Genomic DNA, 19720 nt, shown 5'->3' on the forward strand with positions numbered 1-19720 from the left:
CGGCCACCCGGCGCGGCCACCCGGCGCGGCCACCCGGCGCGGCCACCCGGCGCGGCCACCCTCGGCTACGCCTGGGTGGCCGCGCCTCACCTCGAGGCGTCGGCCGACTGCAACGTGCCGGCCGGCGAGGAGCTTATGGGGTTAAGGAATGGAAGGTGGCTGAGGACGGGGCACGCCTTGCGGACAGGTGAGCGGGAAGCCGTTGCAGGGTGAGTTGCGGTGGCCGGGGCCGCCGGGTTCAGGTAGATCGGGATGCGTTTCTGCACCGATATACAGTCGCCCTCGCCGGCGCCCGGCTCGTATAAGGCCTGTACTGCGGTGATGCGGTGTGCGGGGGCGTCGCATCCAAGGGCGGCCCCGGAAGCGGCCCCCGGAACGACTACGGAAACGACGGGGGAAACGCCAGCGAGCCATGCAGGCACTTCGCTGGTCCATCCGCTGCTGCATGGATGCCTCGGGATTCGCGGGGCATCCAGGGAAGAGTTGGACTATGCCGAGTGGACGGAGCGGCTGCGTGCTGTGAGCAGGGAGCGGGTGGCGGGGTCTGGTTCGAGGCCGAGTTCGTTGAGGTGGCGTGTGAGGAGGGTGAAGGTGTGGCGGGCGGTGTCGTGGCGCCCGGCGGCTTGGTGCAGACGGATGGCGTGCTGGTAGAGCAGTTCATGGGTGGGGCTGAGGCTGATGGCCTTTTCCAGCAGGGCGAGTGCGGAATCGGCGTCCTGCCGGGTGCCGGTGTGCTCGGCGTGGTGGGCGATGTGGGCGACAGCGTCGGCGGCCTTGCTCGCCAGTGATTCGCGAATGCTGTCACACCAGGGGTAGTCGCCGCCGTGGGCAAAGGGGCCGTGATACAGGTCCGCCGCGAGCCGTAGGGCGGACAGGCGCCCGGCTTCGTCGGTGGCGGTCGCGGCGCGCTGGAGGGTTTGTGTGAAGGCAGCGAGGTCGGTTTCGATCAAGCCAAGATGGAGTTTATGCAATTCTCCATGAAGCTGGATGAATTCCGCTTTGCTGTGCCCGGTGGCTGAGCGGAGCGCGCGCCTTACGGCCCGGCGAAGGTTCTTGAGTTCCTTCGCAGACTGGTCGGAATCCTCGCTGAGGCGGAGGTGACGCGCGATGTCGTCGGCGATCAGCCCGGCGGGATGGGCAGCGAGGAGGGCGAGGAATTCTCGTACTTCATCGCGCAGCCCCAGCCCGACGGGCTCGGGGTTCGGGTGAGCGTAGAGCGTCACCGGTCCCAGAACGTTCAGGCGGACTGGCTTGGCTGGTCCTGGCTCTCGTGGTTTTACGGGCCCTACGGGCTCCGACCGGACAGCCGGTGGATCGTCTTCCGGCTCCTGCTCGGCATCCTCGCTGTCCGCGTCTTGCGGCAGGTGTGCGGGGGCTCGGGCGCCGGGGACCATGCGCGGGCGCGGTCGCTCATCGTGCGCGGTGAGGAGGACGTCCAGGACTTCGCGGCCGGCCTGCGGGGTGAGGTGGAACAACCGCAGGCCACTGCTCCGATCACCGCTCTCCTTATCCCGGCTGACGGTGCCGTCTGCCGCGACATGCCAGGAGGCAGCGCCGGGCAGATCGCCCAGGGTGAGGACGACGAGGTTGCCATGCGTGGCCCGGGCGGCCAGTGCGGTGAGGCGGCCAGTGTGCGCGGCATCCGGCTCGGCGAGGAAGACCAAGGTGCCTGGGCTGGGCTTCTCGTCCTTGGCGTCAGGGGTTGCCAGGGGCGGTTCGCCTCCGGCTTCTTGCACATCGTGCCGGTGGCGGGCGTGCGCGAGGAGGTGCTCTTCTCCGCGGCGGACAGCGTGGTCCAGGTCCTCGGCCGTGGTCAGGGCACTGAAGTCGGGCGGGAGACCTGGCAGGAGCCGGTCAGCCAGGTCGTGGGTGAGGACCCCTGTGACGCGTGGTGTGCCAGGACGTTGGCGTTCGGCCGCGGTGAGGATGCCGACCACCAGCGCGCGGGCGGCTGCCTCAGCACCGGGCCCATTCCACGCGCATCCTCCGGCTTCCGCGAGGGCGTCCAGTGGGACTTCAGCGTGACCGGCGGTGCCGATAGTCACCGTGGAGGGAGGCTGGGCTGGTTGAGGCGGGGTGCGGCGTGTGATCAAGCTGTCTGGATCGGCAGTGGTGGTTCGGGGCAAGGCGGCCTCGCGGGCGGCCAGAACCGCTTGTTCGACCACGGGGCTCAACGGCGGGGGCTCCGCATCGAGACCGGGACGACGGGATCTGCTCTGGTAGAAGCGGAAGAAGCGCAGGGCGGCAAGGAGGCCGGCCGCAGTGGTGATGCCGATGGCGCCCGCCGCACCGATGCTCACCGTGGCCGGTCCTGGCCGCGTGTGGCTCGTGGTGTGCTCGCTGGTGGCTCGGCCGTCGGCGTCATGCTCCATAGCCAGGTCCGGCGTCGGCTCCGTGGTGGGGGTGACAGGCTTACTCGGGGCGGAAGGCTTGGCTTGCGGGGGCGTGGGCTGGGTGGGAGGGCGTGGTGGTGAGGCGGAAGCGGTGATGGGGATGGCGAGTTGCCAGCCGGGCGTGATCACATCGGGGTCGGTCAGTCGCGTACCGTCGGCCTGGACGCGGGTCTTGTTCAAGGCGTAGATCCGCGGCCACTTCAGCGGATCCCCGAGGTGGGTTTCAGCGATGTCCCACAGGGTGTCGCCTTCCACCACGGTGTACTCCACACAGCGGGGCTGGGCGCTGCCTACTGCTCGCGTCCGCGGGCGTCCGTCCTCCACCGGTCCCGGATGGGCAGGAGCCGTCGAGGCGACATCGGCACGCAAGCCCTCAGCCGGGGTGTGTTGGTGAGCATGCGCGGCGGAGGGCCGCCAGAGGCTGATCAGGGCGAGTACGAGTGTGCCCACGCACACTGCGGCGAACGCGCGTCGCAGAGGCAGAGTGTCCACATGCGCCGCATGGGCCGTTTGGTCGCGCAGCAGCCTCGGCAGATGAGCCGCGTACCAGGTGGTTTCCTTCAGGATGGAGTAAGCGAAGGCGGCCCAGCACACCCAGCCCACCATCGCCAGCAGGTCGACCATCACGAGATCGGTGACGGGCTGCGTCAGCCGGTCACTCAGGTTCCGCCACGAGCCGATACGGTCGGGCCACGGCACTTCGGCCGCCTGCCAGAGGATGTACGGCATGCCGCCCAGGAGGGCGAGGATGACGGCGCTGGTGCCGGTGGCCGTGACGGCGGCGCGCAGCCGCGCCCGCCACGAGGATCGGTAGGCCATACGCGGATTCGCCCCTCTTCGGCTTCACAAGTGCGCTACGGGTTGGCGCGTTCGGCACGCACGGTGGCACGGGCCGTGACGGTCAGCGTGCGTACGCCGATCACCCGCAGGATTTGAGCGCGCTGGTGGTGGGTGACCCACACGGTGACTTCATCGCCGTGAACCGTGGCCCTGCCGGTGTCACCGGTGGCGGCGACGTATGAAGTGGCGGCCCGGGTGGCTTTGCCATTCGAAAGCCGGATGTCATCCGCGCTGCGGAGTCGGCCGATATCGAGTTGCTGGGCACCGGCCCGGGCCGCCTCCTGCGCCACGTCCAGCGCGCGAGCCTTTCCGGCCAGAGCCAGTCCGCCATCGACGACGATCCCGGCGAACAGCCACAGCGCCGCCACCACGCCGATCACAAACGCGGTGACCTGACCCCGGTCTCTATTCGTCGCCACCGTCTCGCGGACAACTCTCGAGGACGCTGAGGGTTTCACGGTGCCTCCGGTGCACGTCCACCGGGGAGGAGGCGGTGCCGCTCACCGTCACCCGGCCCGGCATGCCGGTGTGGATGAGGTGGTGAAGTGCGACGGTACAGGTGACTTTCGCGGTGACGGAGCCACCGGGCTGGAGTCCGCTGGTGATGAGCGCGACCGTGGGGCGCGAGCATCCAGCCCCCGCGTGATGGAGCGCGGCCTGAGCGGTGCGCCGGGCGCCGGTGCGGGCGTCGGACTCGGTGCGGGCGAGGGAGGCTGCCCGGGCGGCCTGGTGAGCGGTGTCCGCCACGACGAGCCGGGCGTCGGCCAGACGCCCCAAAGCGACGACCGTCATAAGAACGAGCAGGAGAAGCGGGGTGACCAGGACGAGTTCCACGGCAGCCGAACCGCGATCCGCCGAGGACGGGGCAGCGCTCGTTCCCTCGTTCACGCGTGCCCTCCTGCGGGGGTTGTGATGCGCTCGACCGCACCCGAGGCCGTGCCGCTGGCCGTCAGATGCAAGCCCGGCAGAACCGGCATCACTCTCCCCTGCACACGCACCACAGCTTGCGTGGCGGTACGGCGGACCGTTACCGACGGGGCGATGAGGACACGGCTGCCGAGCTGGGTCAGGCTGCGGACGCCTCGCGCGTGGCCGTCTGCCGCGTTGCCGTGCTGTACCCGTGCGGCGGCCAGGGCGCGTTCGGCCGCGTACTGGGCGATGTGCCGGGCGTGCCAGGCCAGCGCGAACTGGACGATCAGCAACGTGAGCATCAGCAGCGCCGGAACGACGACCACCAGCTGGGTGGTCACGGCGCCGCGGTCGCCCCGGAATCCGCGCGGTACGCGCAACAGATGGTTCACCGGCTTATCCCAGGTCGATGGAGTGGGCCTTGGCGAGGACCTTGGCGACGATGATGCCGACCACGGTGAGGGCGAGGACGGTCAGCAGCGCGGTGACCACGATGGTTTCGGTGGTGTAGCCCGCGTCACCGCGGGCATGGCGGCGAACCAGTTCGGTGTGGTTGCGCAGTGTGGCGGCAATTGCTTGCAGGCGTGGGTGGAGCATCAAGAGCGTTCTCCAAAACGTCCGAAGGCGTGCAGCGGGGTGATTGAGGGCATGCTCGTCAGCTCACCGCGAGGACGTGCACGAGGGCGGGATAGCCGATGAGGAGCAGAAACGCGGCGAAGAGAAGCACGACGGGCAGGGACATCTGCTCGGTGGCCGCCTGGGCCGCCCCGTCGGCTTCTGAGAGTCGGCGTCGTCGCATGGCGCGCGCTTTCGCGGCCAGGGAAGCACGGACCTTGGCGCCCTCGGTGCCGGCCAGACTGAGCGTGGCGGCGAGTTCCGTCAGATCACTGACCTGTAGGTGTTGTCCGAGGTCGCCCAGGTGCTGCCAGGGGCTGGTCCGGGTGAGCTGGGCGACACGCAAGGCATGACGCAGTTTGGATGCGGCCCAGCCGTGGGGTGCCTGGACGGCGTCGGTCAGGGCCTGCTGCACGCCGGCTCCGCCGGCCAGGGAGATCACCGTCAGGTCCAGGATCAAGGTGAGCGTGTGCCGCATCTGGCGTCGGCGTTCGGCTGCCGCCTTGCGCACCGTGATGTCCGGGAGGAAGAACAGCACTCCCGCGAACACGAGTGATCCGGCCAGCGGCATCCACCAGCCCGCGTCGGCACCGGTGCCCACACGGGCCAGGGCGACCGCGATCCACGGTGTGGCCAGACCGGCTGCGGCGCAGGTCGCCTTGCCCGCCAGGTGCTTGTCCACATCCCGCCCGCAAGCGGCAAGATCGGCGCGTAGAGAAGCGGTGGGGAAACCGAGCGCCCGCACCAGCGGCACGGCCCTACGACCGAGGCGTGTTGCCCACTCCGTCTCCCCGTCCGGTGCGATCGCATCGGCCCGCTTCGGGGACGTCGCGTCGAGAGCGGCCACCACATCCGCAAGCGCGGGCCGCGGTGGGCGCAGGCCGTAGGCGAGTGCGACCAGTCCGGCGCCGAACACACTCCCCAGCACGACGGTAATCACCGCGTCCTCCCCGTGTCGTTCGTGGCTTCGGCGGGGTGGTGGCCGATGAGGCGAACGGGTTCGTGTACACGGCCGATAGCGGACAGCCAGGTGAAGGAGGCCGCGAACAGGGCACCGACGACGGCCAGGACCAGCTGGCCCGTCAGGGTGTTGAAGGGGTCCAGATAGGGTCGGTTGAAGACGGTCAAGCCAACAGCCATGCCGAGGGTGACGGCAACCGTGACGCGGACGCCGGTGCGGATGCTGGCGCGGCCCGCGTCGATGCGCTGGCGCATGGCCACCTGCTCGCGCACCGAGTCGGCCAGCTCACCCAGCAGGGCGGCGAGCTGGCTGGCCTGCCGTTCGGCGGCCATCACCAAAGCGGCGACCACGACATCGGCGAGGGGGTCGTCCGCGTCGTCAGCGAAGGTCCGCAAAGCAGCGGGCAACGGCCGGCCGGAGCGGACCGATAGGGCCAAGGCGCTCAGCTCTCGCCGCAGAGCGGTGGGCGCGATGTCGGTAGTGACCAGGACAGCCTGCTCCAGCCCTGCCGCCGCGGAGAGGGTGTCGCGCAGCATCTCCGTCCACAGCGCGAGCGCTTCCAGCCGCTCCGTCCGCGCAACCGCTGCCCGATCGCGGCCGAGCAGACCGGGGAGGGTCAGAAGCGCCGCGGTGGTCAGTACCGCTGCCACGGGCCATCTCGTCAGGGCTCCAGCCATCACCCCGGCCACCACGGCGGCGGTAAGGCGGCGCTGGTTCCACTCCGCGGGAAGGCGACGGGCCAAACGCCGCCCCCACCCTGCCCCCGATCCTTCGGAGACGGGCCGACGGAGCACGCCACAGATGATCAGGAGGAGGCCGGTGCCGAAGGCGACGCCGAGAACGGCCGCGATGGTACCTGCGGTGTCGCCCAGCCTCGTTGGTGTCATTGTTTGGCTCCCCACCAGGTGAAGCCCGCCGCTTCGGCGTCCAGTCCGGCATCGATCAGGTCCTGGAGCGTCTCAGCCCGCAAAGGTGTCGCCCGGACAGCGCGGCCGTCGGGTCCGGATCGGTAGATCTCGTTCGAGACCAGCTGCGCACCGTCGGCGTCGACGACCTCGCGTACGGAATCGATCACGCGTTTCCCCGTCGTGTCCCATCCCAGATGCACGACGAAGTGGACGGCGGAGGCCACCAACAGGTTGGTGGCCTCCAGCGACAGCCTCTCGGGAGCCTGGGCGGCGTATGCGGCGAGCTTGGTGAACACCCCTCGGGAGGTCGAGGCGTGGATGGTGGACAGGGAGCCGTCGTTGCCCTGGCTCATGGCGTTGCACATCGGGATGACCTCGTTGCCGCGAATCTCGCCGACGATCACACGGTCCGGTGACATCCGTAGCCCCCACCGCACCAGTTCCGCCTGGTCAATCGCGCCTTGACCCTCAATGTTCGGTTCCCGTGCCTGCATGGCCACCACATTGGGGTGAGCGGCCGTATCGGTGTTGAGGCCGAGCTCGAAAGTGTCCTCGATGGTGATCAGCCGCTCGGTCGGCGGGATCTGTGAGGCGAGGGCCCTCAGCACGGTGGTCTTCCCGACGTTGGTGCCACCGCCGATGATGATGTTCTTCCGAGCCCGCACAAGCGCCGAGAGGAAACCGGCCATGGACTCATCACACGTTCCAAGGCGCACCAGGTCGTCCATGGACGCGGCAGGGAACCGATGACGGCGTACTGACAACGAAACGCGGCCGGTCACGGCCATCACCGCGAACAGCCGAGACCCGTCGGGGAGCTGGAGATTCAGCCGGGGTACGCCGCGGTCGAAGCGGCGTTCCTCGCCGTCCACGCTCGCGGCCAGGGTGCGTACCAGTTCGATCAGTTCGGTGTCCGAAGCCGCCACTGGAGCACCTGGCTGCCAGGTGCCGTCCGCACGGCGGATCCACACCGCATCACACCCGTTGACACAGATGTTCTCGATCGTCTCATCTGCCAGCAGCCGCTCCAGCGTGCCGCTGCCGAACAGCGCATCCATAACAGCCTGCGCGATACGTTGCTCCGCCGTGCGGCCCATTGCACCACCGCCCCGGGCGAGGGCGACGCGGGCCAGCGACGCGAGCTCCTCGTCCACCAAGCGCCCCACCGTCGCGCGGCGCTGGGTCTCGGTCTCCGGCGGCAGCCCCGCGGCTTCTCGCTCATCGGCGTAGTGGGCCAGGCGGGCTACTACGCGCTGGCGCACCTCTGCGGCCAGCTTGTGCTCCTCGCCGCGGCTCTGCTGGACCAGTGTGTTGTTCATGATGCGGACTCCTTCGGCGCCAGGCCCGCCGCTCGACGGAGGTGCCCGCCGGGGGGTGGCACGGCGCCCAGCCCCGCGAGATCACCACTCAGCCCCTTCGTCACCACCTCGTCGGTGCCGCTCAGCTGCCGTGCGGCAGCCCCCGCAGCCGCCATCAACGGCGATGCCCTCCACCCCCTGGCCCGCAGCGCCGAACGAGCGCGCCCGGCCAGAACGTCAGCCGCCTTGGGGTCCCAGGGCAGGAAGATCACGCGGCCCACACCGAGCGTCGCGGTGATCTCCCCTGCCGCGTACGGGCACGGACCCACCACAGCCAGCACGTACCGCTCCACGCGCGGCCCGGCTTCCGAAAAGTGAGCGTATGCATGCGCCAACGCGTCCGCCCCTCCCCGGGACACCAACACCACCGCCTCAGCTGCCCCCACCACACCCGAGGCGTCGTCGCCGATGCGGCCCATATCCAGCAGAACTGTTCCCCGGTCGCTCTCATCTCCTCGCAGCACACGCTGCCCCGGGCCGGCCACCAAACGCACCGCCTCCCCACACGCCCCGCCACCCGCCGGTGAAGCCACCACACGGACCCCGAACGGCAGGTCCGTAGCCGCGGCCAGGAGCGAACCCGGCTGCTCCTGGCGGGCGGAGGTGGCCACGTCCAACAACCCCGGCGTGTGCGGACACCCGAACCGGACCGCGAGATCCCCGCCCGAAACGTCAGCCTCGACCACCACCGGCCGCACCCCGTGATCCGCCCGGTCCGGCCACACAGCCGCCAGCGCCAGAACGGTCGTCGTCACCCCCGGCGCGCCCTTGACCGAACCCACCGTGATCAGGCGCCTCACGGCGCCTCCCGCCCCTCGGCGGGGAGCACCACCACACGCGGGTGCTCCAACCCAGCGGCCCGCCGTACCGCCCCCGTCTCCACCAGGACCGTCACCACTCGCGGACCACCTGGAGAGTCAGCGGTCTTCGCGGCGGTCACCGTCCCCACGACAGGAGCGACATCCTCCTTCTCCTCGCCGGCCCTGCCTGCGGACCCGCCCGGGCCCTCCAGCACCGCCACTCGGTCACCTCGCACCACCTCGGGCGACGCATTGCCCACCTCGATGGCGAAGGCCACCTCCGACTGCCCCCGTGGCGGAAAGTCCCGGGCGCCTCCGAACTGTCCCGGTGCCAACAACGACCCGGCCACCAGTGGCACTTTGGCCCGCTGCCCCAGCACCCTCGCCCGGTCCGCCGCCAACACCACGCCAGTCCCGGATGCCACCTCCGCCTGACGCAGATCATCCGCGGCGAGAACGTGCCCAACCGGCACATCCCGCGCCAGCACCAACACCTTCTCCCGCCCCCCAACCGCTGAAGCGACCATCACGAAACCAACCGCAGAGACAACCACCGTCCCCACGCCTGCCCACACCCATCCCGGTCTGCGCCGCACCCCGCCGGTCGCCGCAACCGGCCGCTGCTGCGGATCAGACCGGCGCGCACCCGGCAGACCACTACCCGCGCCTCGGGGGCGCGAAGGTGACATAGAGGCACCCACAAATCACTCCGGAAGAGAAAGAAGACGAACTGATTGGCATCGGCATGCATTCCGACAGACCCCATGTACCGCCGTGGCATCAGCGCACGACGACAGCCTGTACCTCATCGACCGCAAGTGGCTTCTCGGCGGCTATCACCAGCCCTGGCACCCGCCCCGTCTGTCCGCCGCCATGCCACTCGACATCCCACAACACCCGGACCGATACCTTGAACGTCCGGCTCGGCTCGTCTGAAGACGACTTCCGGTAGGTGTAACCACAATCAGGCGACGGCCGATCCGGCCGGAACTTCCCTGAGTACTCCGTCCCAGGTCCGGCGCACGTGACACTGCCACCTTCACCCATCGACCACGTCGCCTGACGCGGCCGAGCCGTCGCCGTCACCCTCAGACCTGGCACGACAGCGGTCTCCGTCACCGGCCCCCACGTACCGTGTTCCACCCACATCCACGTGGGCACGCCTACCACTTGCACGAAATCCTCATCCGGACTCGTCCTGATCGCAGGCTTCGGCAGTTGCAAACTCTCCACAGCTCGTCGAGCGACAACCGCTACCGGCACTTTCTGGCGATGCTTGCGCTTGGGTCTTTTCGGCTTTCCACCGTCAAAGCTTGGCAAGATCCCCAAGCCATCACCGAGCCCGTACTCCCACCCGTCCGACGTGACTGTCGGCGACTTGGAGGAAGTACTCCGCCTATGCTGCAAGGGACTGCTTCGGGAATGGGCCATACCCTCTCTACTCACGCCAGCCGTACGTCTGCCACGACTTTCGGCACGCACTTTGCACCCGCCGGCCGCGCAACTCACCCCGCCAAAGATGCCTCGTCCGTCATCAGCTTGCGCGAACGGCCCGGTCACCATGACGTCCAAGACGCCAAGCAGTGAAGCGATGGTCCAAATGCCAACGCGTCGCGCGGTCAACATGTTCCGGCGTCATGCATGTAGAGATACGAGACCTTCCACACGGGGCCCTTACGCAGCACCGTAGCGTCAGCCCTGAAATGGCTGCCCGGAACGTCGTTCTTCAGCTTTCCGTCAAGCCCGTACTGAAGCCAATCGGTGCCATCCACACAGTCTCGCAGTTTCACTTGCCGAACGGCAGCCGTGACGACCTCAGGATTAACGTGCAGCGTTCCCTTGACGACGACCTTCTCCGCCTTGGCCTTCTCCAAGCCGTACTTCATCAGCTCCAGGGCTCCGCCTGTCGCGTGGTCATCCAACAGCGGAGAGCCTGCATCGGATGTGGTCGATGCGGCGGCCAGGTCCCGCCACATCGCACGGTAGGCCGCTCGGGCATCACTCTCGGGCCCATGAGCGATGTGCGAGGAACTGTTCGAGGTCGAGGCTGAGGGCTCATGCGTGGTTGGTGGTGCGCCATCCGAGTCCGTTCCCGAACAACCGGTCGCGCATAAGATGGCAACCACGATGGCTACGGGAAGAATCCAGCGCCTTGTCATATGTTCAAGATTCCGCACAGGCCCCCACCTTCCATTCAACAGCGAAGCAGAGAGTAGCAGGCCGATTGCTCCAGGCTTCGCAGATTCCCGTACCGACGCGACATCAATCCCGGCGGGCACTGGACCCCGCCGCTGCGCAACTAAGACAATCGCATTGACGCCTGAGGTGATATTGCGGCCGCACTTACGGTTGTGGTTCGCGCTCAAGTAATATGTAGGCGCGGCCGCACGCAGAACTTGATTCTCCACGACCAAGTTCTTCTCGTGAACGCATGCGACCGCGCTTGTCGTTGGATCAGATTGCGAGGGGCCTCTTTCGCCGTCGAGGTGCTTCAGTCCTCAGATGCGGTAGAGATTGCCATCCAGGCGACCTTTGTCTCGCTCTCCGACAGGCGGAATCCCCATCGGCCACGAGCAAACGCCTCCACGATCAGCAAACCCCGCCCTCGTTCCGGCAGCTCCGTATCGGCCTTCACTCCGCTGTTGCGGAATGAGGGCAACGCCGGTAGAAACGGATCGCTGTCTTCGATCTCGAAGACAAACGAGGGGCCCTTGCGAAGGAGGCGCATCTCGTACGGACCGCGCGCGTGTTCCAAAGCGTTGGCTGTGAGCTCCCATGCCGCCATCACCGCGCCCCCGACGGTCTCATCGGGGATCCCTAGCTCATGAAGTGCGCACCACAGCGCAACGCGGGTTTGTGAAGCGACATGGCGGGTTCTATCGTTCCAGCGCCAAATCAATACCTGACCACCGTCTCTCATCTGCGTCATGGCCGCATCCCTCGCGTCTTTCGGGGTGCCCGCAGCAACGGGCTGTGGGTGGCGTTTCTGGACGCAAGTTGTATGGCGCTCGTATCGCTCGACAGGAGTGGTGTGGCGACGAAAAGGATTGCGGCCATGCGGATTCCTCCGATTGGTTCGCGAATGGAGCGTAGCCACGACACCGTGGACCAGCGCTAGAGCGGAATAGCCCCGTGGAGTGAACTCTGCATGTCGCTGACTTGCGACTTAAAATCCTTCTGGCAGAGAAATCGACGCTCTCGCTGGTCGGCTACGAGATCGCTTATCTTTGCTGATACGCCTCTCACGTATATGGCAGGGGCGACCCAAAAATGGTTATCGAGCGCGCTCCGGGCATCCGCGAGTCAAAGGAATTCCTGGTCACCTATGCCAAAGCAAGTCCATGGCGTGACTTCACGCGACGCTGGGCCGAAGGTGCGGAATGCCTGGCCTCGAACGGCTACTGCGATACCGGTGCGCGTGGCCTTGAGCGGTGTGACTAATGTGTCGCGTGACACGCATACGCGACCTCCCATGGGGAAAGCGATCTTCCCATGGATGAGTTGAGCGGGCCTTTGTCCTGGCAGAGGGCAAGTCGTGGTGAGTGGGCATGAGAGCGAACTGGTGATGCGCGAGGTGGACGAGCCGACCGGTGGCGGTCCGATCGGAGCCCGCTTGGCCACGTGGCGCCGTCGCCGAGGACTCACCCCGGATGAGCTTGCTTCCCGCACGGGCCTGGCGCTCGATTACGTCACCGAGCTGGAGGCGGGCCGGAACTGGATGGACCGGCGCGGTCGGCTGGCCGCGCTCGCTGCCGCCTTGCGACTGGATATCGCGGACCTCACGGGCCAGCCCTACACGCCGCGTGGAGAGGACCATGCGGCGGTTCGAGCGACCGCCTTCCACCTGCGGCGCTGCCTGCACCGCCACTACCCGGACACGGCGCCCAGGGCGGTGCTGGAGGACCTGGCGGAACGATCCCGCGCCGCCGCGCAGGCGGATGCCGCTGGCGATGAGCGCCGACTCGCGCTCGCGCTGCCGGAGCTCATCGAGGCGACGGACCGCGCGGTCGTCGTCACTTCTTCTGCATCAGAGCAGGAGGAGGCGAACCGGCTGCGCGTGCAGGCGTATCTGCTGGGCTCGGGGCTGTTGCGGCGCCTGGGCTACAAGGACCTGGCTTGGGTGTTGCTGCACAGAGCCCGCCCTGGCACCCGCGAACCGCTACCGATGTTGGTCGAGGAGGTGCGGCTGCTGATCGACCTTGGCTTGCCGGAGCATGCACTGACTCGCGCCGCACGGGTCGTGGACGCCGACACCGGATGGGAGCTGTCGGCCCTGGGCGCCGTTGCCCAGGCGATGGCCGGACGCCGTTTGGAAGCGGAGAAGTTCCTCGCCACAGCGAGTGCGCGGGCCGCTGACGCACAGGAGTCGGCCCTGGTGATCGCGGCCCGTGCCGCCGTCGCCGTCGAGTTCGGCGATGCCGCCGAAGCCGCCGATCATGCCCGTGCGGCAGATCAGGCCGGGCTCGGCGGCGCCCACCGCTCCAGCCTGCTGATAACAGCCGCGGCGGCCGAGGCTCGTCAGGGCCGCAGCGATGAGGCAGCCGTCCATCTCGTCGAGGCCGATGTGGAGGCACCGCTGCGGCTGCGGCTTGCCCCCTTCGCCCGGGACCTGATCGTCGCACTCACCAACCGCACCACTACCCAGGCCGAAGCCATACGGGACCTGGCCGAGCGAGCTGGACTGCGGTGATACCGCCCGACTCGATGGAAAGTTCCCTGATGGCGGGAGTTCGCCCTACGCTAGAGCTGACGCACGGAAGTTGAGGCGGGGGCTATGGACGAAGAGCAGGCCCGGAGGATCGGTGACCGTCTGCGCTCGGCCCGCCGCCAGCGCGGGATGAGCCTGCGCACCTTGGCGGGCCTGGCCGGGGTGTCTGTCGGCTACCTGTCGATGGTGGAGAACGGCCGACGGCTGCTGGACCGCTCCAGTCTCATCACCGCTTTCGCCGAGGCATTGCAGATCGCCCCGTCCGAACTGACCGGCCAGCCCTTCGCCGCAGTGGACCCGCGCTCCAGTGAGGCCCACGAGGCGATCCCCGCTTTACGGCTGACGCTGATGGGCGTGACCATGGCCGCCCCGCCGGACCGCCGCCCACCGGAGGTTCCGGTGGCGGTGCTGGCCGAGCGCGTAGAGCGGGCCAACCGCCTTTATCACGCGGCCGAATACGGCACTCTTGCCGCAAAGCTACCGGCGCTGTTGGCCGACCTGCACGCAGCTGTCGAGACAGCCGGCAGCGTCGCACGGCACGAGCTGCTGAAACTGCTGGCGGACGCCTACCACCCGGGCTGCACCTTGCTCCTGAAGAACCTCGGCTACACCGACTTGGCGTTCATCGCCGTCACCCGCGCCGCTGAGGCGATCGCCGAATTGGACGACTCGGTCTACTCCGCGCTGTCCGGCTTCTTCCACACCCATGTACTCATGGCGGTGGGCAGCCCCGCCGAGGCTCTGGCCCAGGCCACCGCCGCCGCCAACACGCTCCAAGCCCACCTGACGAGCCCGGACGCCTATGCACTGCTCGGCGAGCTCCACTTGATCTCCGCCACCTGCCTGACCCAGGACAGGAAGAGATCGGGCAAGACCCGTGCGGAAGAGGTCCGCGGCCATCTCACCGAGGCTGCCGACCTCGCCGACCGCACGGGGGAGACACGGGCCTGGCACCTGAACTTCGGCCCCACCAATGTCGGCATCCACCACGTCAGCCTCAACACCGACCTTGGCCTGCATGGCGAGGCCGTGCAAGGGAAGGACGGGGTGCACCCCGAGACCCTTGCGGAGGCTCCTGGGCGGCAGGCCGCGTTCCATGCCGATCTGGGCCGGTCATTGACACATTTGCGGGGCCGGGAAGCCGAGGCGGTCGCCGCCCTGCTGACCGCCGAACAGATCGCCCCGCAGCGCATCCACGCCAACGTGCCCGTGCGAAACACCGTCGAATATCTCGCTGATCGGCAGTTGCCCACCCGCGCCGCCCGGGACCTGCGGGGTCTGGCGCACCGCATCGGCCTGTCACTCTGACCAGCGGCGCCCCGAGGCTGAGTACATGGGCCCGGGCGTGCCTGAGTACACCAGCCGCACACGAGCGGGAACGTCCGCCCGTACTCGACGTGTGTGTGGGTGCCCTACGCGACCGGGCAATGGGCGCGCGTACGGGATTCCTGCTCCCTGGTGGACGTTTCACTGGGGCGCACCGACCCCGATCCATAGCTCGGAAATCATGGGTTCACCGTCGTGAACACCCCGGTGTGCCCGGACCCTTACCTTCGGTGACGGTCCGGGCGGCTGCCGCCTGGAGAGAGGGTGAGCCCCACGATGTCCAGCACTGTGCTGCACCACGAGTTCCAGGTGATCTCCACGGCCGAGCACGTACGGCCGGCCCGCCACGAGACCGCCAAGGTCCTCACTGACTGGGGCATATCCAAGAGGGTCGTGGACACCGCCTGCCTGATCATCAGCGAGCTGGTGACGAATGTGGTGCGGCATGCGGCTGTGCTCTCGCCCACCGCCACAGTCACCCTGGCCGTGGACCAGGCCGCGCTGGTACTGAGCGTCGCGGACGCCCATCCACTCAAGCCGAAGGCCCTGCCTGCTGCCCACAGCGTCGGCGGTCGCGGTCTGTTCATGGTCAACGCGCTGGTGGGGGAAGTCCACGGCCGAGCCGAGGTCCTCTCGGACATCGGCACAGGCGGCAAACGGATCGTCATCCACCTTCCCCTGGCTCCCGCTGCCATCTGATCCACCGCACGGCACCCGCGTCAGAAAGCGCCCACAGCGCCGCTGCCGAACACCACTCCCCACCTGAAGGGACAGCTCATGCTCGAATCCGTCCGCCACCTTGATCAGGTGGCCCGTGAGTGGAACATCAACGCCGAAGACGTGCTGCTGATCGCGCTGAACGCGTCCGGCGCCCGGTCCCCGCTGACCAAGCCCCGCATGCGCTTTCGACTGCGGCTGGACTCCCGTCCCGACACCCCGCTGTTCCTGATCCTCTCGCTCGGCCGCCAGGAGTCACCGTTCGAGCTGGACGAGCACGAACTGCGTCTGAACGGCGAGAAGGTCGGCGAAGTCGACGGCATCGAGGACGACGACGCGGTGCTGGGCTACTGGCGCAACGACACGAAGATGCTCACCCTCAATTCCAATGCCCGTAGCCAGTGCACCGGCTGCGTGTTCTGCCCGAACACCCTCGAGGACGCGTCCGACCCGAAGATCAAGGCCTTGGATCTGCCCGGCTACCTCGGTGCGCTGGCCGCGAACTCCGACATGGAGGATCTGTCGTCAGTGCAGACGGTCACGGTTTGCACGGGCTGTTTCCTCCATGAGCACCTCGCCCTGGACCACCTGGCCGAGGTCCGTACGGCAATGAGCGCGAACGGCTGCACCGGCACCCTGCACTTCCTGTCCTCCGTACTGACCAGCGAGAAAGGCATGGACTCCGCCGCCGATCTGGGACCGTTCCACCTCACGCTGACCGCCGAGTGCTTCACCGAACGACGGCAGATCCTCAAGGAGTCCAAGGCCAAGCTCACTCCGGCCGAGATGACCGACGCCCTGGGCCGAGCGAAGCAGCGGGGTATCACCACCGACTTCACCTACATCGTCGGCCTGGACCCGATCGAGGACGCCATCAGGCACCTCAAGGACTTCGTTCCGGTCACCACCGCTTTCCCCCGGTTCCAGACCTACCAAGCCCACAACGCGCTCATGGACATCTATCGCACGCCCGGGTCGGAGACGATCGAGTGGCACCTGACCATGCGCCAATGCCTGGAAGAGCTCTTCGCTCCTACGGGGCTGCGTCCACAGTGGTGGCAGAACTACCGCAGCCCGTGGTGCTTCACCTTCGCCGGGGAGGAATTGACGGGAGCGAAGGTCTGATGACGCGGCCCACCACTCCCGCGCTGACTGGGATTGGGACGACCGTAGTCCGCGCCGTACGTGCGTGGCGGCTATCTCCACAGCCCGCTGGGTTCCCTTCCGTTCTTCCTCAGCCGGTCGCCGCCGCCGTGGGGGAGCCGCCGGCAGGCCCTGCCTGGGCCGAGCACCGCACCCGGTTCGCCATCGAGCTGGTCGGTGACGGAGTCTCCGGCTGGCACGCCCCGGTGGGCGAGGCCGTTCTGCGGATCGTCGTCGACGACCTGGCCGCCGGACTGATCGGGCACGACGCCGCCGCACCGCGTCGCCTCGGCTATCGCAGGAAGGCCGGGCGGCACCGCTGCGGGGCGCACGCCCGGCAGGCCGCCTCCGCGGTCGAACTGGCCTGCTGGGACCTGCTCTCCCGGGCCACTGGGCTGAGCGTGACCGGCCTGCTGGGTGGCACGATCCGCGACACCGTTCCCGCCTACGCCTCCGCGCTCGGTCTTGACCCGGCCCACGCCGCGGCTCCGGAGGCGGCGGCGTGGATAAGGGAGGCGGGGTTCTGGGGCCAGAAGTGGCCGTTGACCAAGCCGTTGCTCCTTGCCGGGCCAAGAGAAGTCGCGAGGGGGCTCGGGCCGTTACGGGAGGCGGCGGGCGAGGGACGGTTCATGGTCGACGGTCTGGGCCGCTGCCACTTGGACGAGGCAATGCGGTTGCTGCCGGTACTGGCCGATCTTCAGGTCACCTTCGCCGAGGAGCTCCTGCCGCCCGGCTCCTGGGGCTGGCATCGGCTGCGGGCGGCCGGGACGAGCGTCGTTCCCATGGCGGCGGGCGAGCACGCCGTCGACGAGGCCGAGCAGATCCGGATGTTGTCTGGTGGGCAGGTGGATGTCTGGCAGGTCGATCCGGGCTGGTCGGGCGGGCTGACCCGGTCACTGCACACCACCGAGCTCGCTGCGGACCTGGGCATGGCGACCTTTCCCCACGGCGACCGGTTGTCCGCCGGCCTGGCCCTGGCCGGAGCGTGCTGCCGTGACACGATCCCGGCCGTCGAGTGGCACCTGACTCTGGAGCCGCTGCGGCAGCAGATCTTCTCCGCCCCCGTCCACGCCGAGGACGGGATGCTGCCGGTCCGCAATGCCGCGGGACTCGCCGAGATCCCGACACTGCCGGAGAAGACGGCGGTACTGGAGGTGACGGGCCCGTGATCGCCCACCACCGGTTGCGCCGGACCCTCTGGGAAGGGGTACGCGGCGTCTGCTTCGACCTGGGCGGCACCTTGGTGCGTACCGAAGCCGAGCCGACCACCGGGCAGGTCGCCCAGGTGCTGGGCATCTCGTTGGATGAAGCCCGAGCGGTGATGGCCCACGAAGCAAAGCGTCGCCGGATCAACCCCGGTGACCTCGCCCGTGATCTGGCCGCCGCCTTCGGCCGCCCTGCCTTGGTCGATCCGCTGACCCACGTGCTGGAAGGGGCCCGGCAGCGGGCCGCCGAACCGGAGCTGTTCGAGGATGCCGAACCGGCTCTGACCGCGCTGCGGGAGCGGGGCTTCGCACTGTTCGCCCTGACCAACAGCCTCGGCTCATCCATCCCGACCGAGCCTCCACCAGCCTTCCGGAAACTGCTGGACCAGGTGATCTATTCGGCGGAGACCGGGGCGGTCAAACCCGAGCGTGAAGCCTTCGCGGCCGTTGAAGATGCCTCTGGCCTGGGCCCGGACCGGCTCCTGCACGTCGGGGACTCGCCCCGGGCGGACGTCGCCGGAGCCGCCGCGGCGGGTTGGCACACCGCCTGGCTGGACCGCCGCATGGCCAGTGTGCCGCCGCTGGCCACCCGCACCGTCCGACTCCACACACTCACCACCCTGCCCCTGCTGCTACCCGCCGGGACCGCACCGGCCCGGACGACGATCTCGGAGACGCGCTGATGGACCCGACCCGCAATCCCTGCCCGAAGGCACCAGCCCACGACCCGCTGGCCAGCTCGGTGCCGCTGTTCGACAACGTACAGCTGCCGCTGCGCGACTGGTGCACCGGCAGCCGTGAGGATGCGGTGACCGGCCTGGTCGCCTTTCCCGACTTCCACAGCCACATCCCCCGCGCCCTCGCGGCCACTTTGACCAGCGGGGGCTTGGTGGGACTGGCGATCGGGGACGTCGACGGGCTCAAGAACCACGTCGAGCAGGCGAATGCCACTGACCCCGGCTCCTACGGACACCTGGCCGGGAACAAGGTGATGGCCCGCCTCGGAGCCGTCACCCGCAGCTGGTTCCGTACCCAGCCCTGGGAAGCCGGGTGCGCGGCCACCTTCGGCGGTGACGAGGTCATCATCGCCGCCACCCTGGACAACGCGGCCGCTTTCCACCGAGCCGTCGCCCGCCTCCGGGACCGGCTCACCGACGAGCTGCCGGTCCGTGTCTCCTTCGCATTGGCCTTCGCCTCCGCCGAGCATCTGCCAGCCGAACGCGGGCCTGGCGGCTGGAAGCACGTCTTCACCGACCAGCTGCTGGCAGCGGTGGACCGCTGTTTGTTCACCCACAAGGCCACCCGCCGCGCCGCGGGCGGCGAAGGCGGCATCATCGCCGTCACTCAGCCCCTGTCTCCCGGCCACACGACCCCGCTCCAGGATCACCGCACCCTGGTGCCGTTGCCCGTCGGTGCCGAGACGCTGCACGTGCTCGCCCGGCCTGTCAGTGCCAGGGGCCGTGGCATGCTGCTACTGCCCTGCAGCGGACCGATCGGCCTGCGCGGCAAGCGACTGCGGGTGACCTTCCCCGACGGCACGGCCCGCACCGGCGTCGCCATCTCGTTGCACGGCCAGGCCGGCATTCCCCACGAGACCGCCAGAATGAAGGAACCCGGCGTCCCGCTCGTCCTCCAGACCGTCCGTGAGAAGTCCGCCCGGGGTGTCCCCAATGACCTGGCCGCCGTCTTGGAGCGGACCGGACTGGACTGGTCGGCGCTGCCCGCCCACGAGCAGGCCCAGATGCTCCACCTGATCAGCGAATCGGCCACCGCCGACATCCGTACCGCCCGTATCACCGCCGTCATCAACGCGGTTGCCACCCGCGCCGGGAGCTGA

19 protein-coding genes are annotated in these 19720 nt (G+C 68.5%); 7 read left to right on the top strand and 12 right to left on the bottom strand.

Features of this window, described 5'->3' with window-relative positions; genetic code table 11:
* Positions 1-488 precede the first annotated feature (488 nt).
* The 12 genes from NQU54_RS10145 to NQU54_RS10200 form a co-directional block, all read right to left on the bottom strand.
* Complete coding sequence (locus NQU54_RS10145) at positions 489-3212, bottom strand: BTAD domain-containing putative transcriptional regulator (protein ID WP_257630769.1); 2724 nt, start codon at positions 3210-3212, stop codon at positions 489-491.
* A 35-nt stretch (positions 3213-3247) separates the two neighbouring features.
* Positions 3248-3652, bottom strand: a complete 405-nt coding sequence (locus NQU54_RS10150; RefSeq protein ID WP_257630770.1) for a pilus assembly protein TadG-related protein — start codon at positions 3650-3652, stop codon at positions 3248-3250.
* Complete coding sequence (locus NQU54_RS10155) at positions 3639-4121, bottom strand: TadE/TadG family type IV pilus assembly protein (RefSeq protein ID WP_308408477.1); 483 nt, start codon at positions 4119-4121, stop codon at positions 3639-3641. Before NQU54_RS10155 ends, NQU54_RS10150 begins: the two co-directional genes overlap by 14 nt.
* The gene (locus NQU54_RS10160) at positions 4118-4534 is read right to left on the bottom strand and encodes a TadE family protein (protein ID WP_257630771.1); all 417 of its coding nucleotides are present in this window, start codon (positions 4532-4534) and stop codon (positions 4118-4120) included. Before NQU54_RS10160 ends, NQU54_RS10155 begins: the two co-directional genes overlap by 4 nt.
* A 4-nt stretch (positions 4535-4538) precedes the next feature.
* Positions 4539-4739 (bottom strand): hypothetical protein, encoded by a 201-nt coding sequence (locus tag NQU54_RS10165; protein WP_257630772.1) that lies wholly within the window; start codon positions 4737-4739, stop codon positions 4539-4541.
* A gap of 58 nt (positions 4740-4797) precedes the next feature.
* The gene (locus NQU54_RS10170; protein ID WP_257630773.1) at positions 4798-5697 is read right to left on the bottom strand and encodes a type II secretion system F family protein; all 900 of its coding nucleotides are present in this window, start codon (positions 5695-5697) and stop codon (positions 4798-4800) included.
* Positions 5694-6368, bottom strand: coding sequence for a type II secretion system F family protein (locus NQU54_RS10175; protein WP_257630774.1), 675 nt, complete (start codon positions 6366-6368; stop codon positions 5694-5696). The genes NQU54_RS10170 and NQU54_RS10175 overlap by 4 nt, the downstream gene beginning before the upstream one ends.
* 233 nt (positions 6369-6601) lie before the next feature.
* Entirely contained in the window at positions 6602-7945 is a 1344-nt protein-coding gene (locus NQU54_RS10180; protein WP_257630775.1) for a TadA family conjugal transfer-associated ATPase, read from the bottom strand.
* A complete protein-coding gene (locus tag NQU54_RS10185; protein ID WP_119992053.1) occupies positions 7942-8784 on the bottom strand; it encodes a MinD/ParA family ATP-binding protein in 843 nt (280 codons plus the stop codon). The genes NQU54_RS10180 and NQU54_RS10185 overlap by 4 nt, the downstream gene beginning before the upstream one ends.
* The gene (locus NQU54_RS10190; protein WP_251982886.1) at positions 8781-9311 is read right to left on the bottom strand and encodes an SAF domain-containing protein; all 531 of its coding nucleotides are present in this window, start codon (positions 9309-9311) and stop codon (positions 8781-8783) included. Before NQU54_RS10190 ends, NQU54_RS10185 begins: the two co-directional genes overlap by 4 nt.
* Positions 9312-10403: 1092 nt before the next feature.
* Entirely contained in the window at positions 10404-10961 is a 558-nt protein-coding gene (locus NQU54_RS10195; RefSeq protein WP_257630776.1) for a hypothetical protein, read from the bottom strand.
* Positions 10962-11275: 314 nt separating this feature from the next.
* Complete coding sequence (locus NQU54_RS10200) at positions 11276-11713, bottom strand: ATP-binding protein (RefSeq protein ID WP_257630777.1); 438 nt, start codon at positions 11711-11713, stop codon at positions 11276-11278.
* A 609-nt stretch (positions 11714-12322) separates the two neighbouring features.
* Here NQU54_RS10200 and NQU54_RS10205 point away from each other — a divergent pair.
* From NQU54_RS10205 to NQU54_RS10235, 7 genes are all read left to right on the top strand, one after another.
* Positions 12323-13474, top strand: a complete 1152-nt coding sequence (locus NQU54_RS10205; RefSeq protein ID WP_257630778.1) for a helix-turn-helix domain-containing protein — start codon at positions 12323-12325, stop codon at positions 13472-13474.
* Between the two features lie 84 nt (positions 13475-13558).
* Entirely contained in the window at positions 13559-14800 is a 1242-nt protein-coding gene (locus tag NQU54_RS10210; protein ID WP_257630779.1) for a helix-turn-helix domain-containing protein, read from the top strand.
* A 294-nt stretch (positions 14801-15094) separates the two neighbouring features.
* Positions 15095-15517: an ATP-binding protein gene (locus NQU54_RS10215; protein ID WP_257630780.1), complete on the top strand. Its 423-nt coding sequence runs from the start codon at positions 15095-15097 to the stop codon at positions 15515-15517.
* Positions 15518-15595: 78 nt separating this feature from the next.
* On the top strand, positions 15596-16660 hold the full coding sequence (locus tag NQU54_RS10220; protein WP_257630781.1) for a radical SAM protein: 1065 nt from the start codon (positions 15596-15598) through the stop codon (positions 16658-16660).
* A gap of 128 nt (positions 16661-16788) precedes the next feature.
* Positions 16789-17847, top strand: a complete 1059-nt coding sequence (locus NQU54_RS10225) for an enolase C-terminal domain-like protein (RefSeq protein WP_257630782.1) — start codon at positions 16789-16791, stop codon at positions 17845-17847.
* Positions 17844-18566, top strand: a complete 723-nt coding sequence (locus tag NQU54_RS10230) for an HAD family hydrolase (RefSeq protein ID WP_257630783.1) — start codon at positions 17844-17846, stop codon at positions 18564-18566. Before NQU54_RS10225 ends, NQU54_RS10230 begins: the two co-directional genes overlap by 4 nt.
* On the top strand, positions 18566-19720 hold the full coding sequence (locus tag NQU54_RS10235) for a nucleotidyl cyclase domain-containing protein (protein WP_257630784.1): 1155 nt from the start codon (positions 18566-18568) through the stop codon (positions 19718-19720). The genes NQU54_RS10230 and NQU54_RS10235 overlap by 1 nt, the downstream gene beginning before the upstream one ends.

The sequence above is a fragment of the Streptomyces malaysiensis subsp. samsunensis genome, from assembly GCF_024519315.1.
In the GTDB taxonomy this organism is placed as follows: Bacteria; Actinomycetota; Actinomycetes; order Streptomycetales; family Streptomycetaceae; genus Streptomyces; species Streptomyces malaysiensis.

Excerpts from the sequence above, each read along its gene's own strand:
- NQU54_RS10145 (WP_257630769.1), bottom strand. The coding sequence starts at position 3,212 with ATGGCCTACCGATCCTCGTGGCGGGCGCGGCTGCGCGCCGCCGTCACG.
- NQU54_RS10165 (WP_257630772.1), bottom strand. The coding sequence starts at position 4,739 with ATGCTCCACCCACGCCTGCAAGCAATTGCCGCCACACTGCGCAACCAC.
- NQU54_RS10180 (WP_257630775.1), bottom strand. The coding sequence starts at position 7,945 with ATGAACAACACACTGGTCCAGCAGAGCCGCGGCGAGGAGCACAAGCTG.
- NQU54_RS10190 (WP_251982886.1), bottom strand. The coding sequence starts at position 9,311 with ATGGTCGCTTCAGCGGTTGGGGGGCGGGAGAAGGTGTTGGTGCTGGCG.
- NQU54_RS10200 (WP_257630777.1), bottom strand. The coding sequence starts at position 11,713 with ATGACGCAGATGAGAGACGGTGGTCAGGTATTGATTTGGCGCTGGAAC.
- NQU54_RS10210 (WP_257630779.1), top strand. The coding sequence starts at position 13,559 with ATGGACGAAGAGCAGGCCCGGAGGATCGGTGACCGTCTGCGCTCGGCC.
- NQU54_RS10215 (WP_257630780.1), top strand. The coding sequence starts at position 15,095 with ATGTCCAGCACTGTGCTGCACCACGAGTTCCAGGTGATCTCCACGGCC.
- NQU54_RS10220 (WP_257630781.1), top strand. The coding sequence starts at position 15,596 with ATGCTCGAATCCGTCCGCCACCTTGATCAGGTGGCCCGTGAGTGGAAC.
- NQU54_RS10235 (WP_257630784.1), top strand. The coding sequence starts at position 18,566 with ATGGACCCGACCCGCAATCCCTGCCCGAAGGCACCAGCCCACGACCCG.